The following is a 1,595-nucleotide window of genomic DNA, read 5'->3' as shown; positions in this document are numbered from 1 at the left end:
GTTTACCACAGTCATATAAGCTTCGCCGTCGCAGGAGTACAAAAGCGTATCGGCTTCATCCGGCGAAGGCATGGTATTGACGGTATCGACCCTGAACAGCGCAAGGTCTGCACACATACCTTCTTTTATAAGTCCGCTGTCCGCCCTCCCCTGCGAAAGCCATCCGTTTCTCGTCGCGGCCTTGAGCGTTTCCGCGGTGGTACATAAGGTAGGATCGCAAGCGGCACCTTTGGCGAGGAGCGCCATTAGTTTAGCTTCTTTAAGCATATTGAGATTATTGTTAGACGCCACGCCGTCTGTGCCTAAACAAACGGGAACGCCGTTTTTGAAACATTTTGAATAATCCGGTATCCCGCTTCCGAGTTTTAGATTAGAAGTGGGACACGACGCCATAAACGCGCCTTTTTCCGCCATAAGCGCCAGGTCGTCGTCGGAACAGTAGACGCAGTGGGCGGCGATGACGCGATTTTCGAACGCCCCGCATTTTTCCATAAAGCGCACGGGGGTCATTCCGCGGCGTTCGATACAGGCGGCGTGTTCTGCCTTTGTCTCGGAAATATGCACGTGGAACCCGGCGCCGTGTCTGTTTGCAAGTTCGGCGATTGCGCGCACGCTGTTTTCGGTATTGGTGTATTCGGCGTGGACGGAACAGTCGACCCGGATATCGCCGTCGTTTGCGCCGACTTCGGAAAACAGCTCTTCGTACATACGTATCTCGGGCCTGTTTATAAAAGGATCCGAAGGATCGAAGCAGACTACCGAGACTGAAACGTTCGCCTTTATCCCGGCGTCGCGGTAGGCGCGGATCATATCATTGCCGGAGACGATATACATATCGTTCGAAGAAACGACGCCGTATTTGAGCATTTCCGCACAGGCGGCGAGAGTGCCGTTATAGATATCACCGCCGGTAAGCAGAGCCTCTTTGGGGAATATCGCCTCGTTTAGCCAGCGCTGAAGAGGCAGATCCGTTCCGGCGCCGCGCAGCAGGACCATCGCGTTATGCGAATGCGCCGAACAAAACGCCGGCGTCATCAGCAGACCGGTACAGTCGAATTCCTCTCCGTATCCTTCCGCATAGTCGCCGATATGACAAATAACACCGTCTTTGATCCCGACGCACACTCCGGCGCCGGGCTTGAAATTTTCATCGAGTATCACAACGTTACGGAAAAGCATTCGACCACCTCCGCTTTTTGAATATTTTAACATATAATTTTATGATTTTCAATATATACTTGCAAATTTACGCGCGTTATGTTAAAATATCATGAGGTGAAAATGATGGACTCTTACTATTTCGGCAAACCCAAGGCAAGCGGATACGACTATTCGAAAGCCGTAACCGTCAAAGCCGAGAAGATCAAGAAAGAATACGTTACGGAACTTACCGACGAATACGTATATATAAACGCCGATAACGAGATTTTCGAAATCGGCGGATTGCTTCCTCCGCACCTGAATCACGGCGAATATTACAGGCTCGACGCTTCTAAACGCAGCGAATATCACGACGGCAAAGATACGCTTTCCGACTGCACTTCCGGCGGTACGCTCCGCTTTTATACCGACGCGGACAGATTCGTGCTCAAAGT

At 51.2% G+C, this 1,595-nt stretch carries 2 protein-coding genes; one reads left to right on the top strand and one right to left on the bottom strand.

All coding sequences use genetic code 11. From position 1 onward, the window contains the following. Nucleotides 1-1,179 (bottom strand): amidohydrolase family protein (locus IJL83_00890; protein ID MBQ6552165.1); only part of this gene is annotated, 1,179 nt, incomplete at its 3' end. A gap of 105 nt (nt 1,180-1,284) precedes the next feature. Here IJL83_00890 and IJL83_00885 point away from each other — a divergent pair. Further along, a partial coding sequence (locus tag IJL83_00885; protein ID MBQ6552164.1) for a hypothetical protein occupies nt 1,285-1,595 on the top strand: 311 nt, incomplete at its 3' end.

The organism is Clostridia bacterium (assembly GCA_017438525.1).
GTDB lineage: Bacteria > Bacillota > Clostridia > Oscillospirales > RGIG8002 > RGIG8002.
This window is presented reverse-complemented; position numbering and strand designations above follow the sequence as displayed.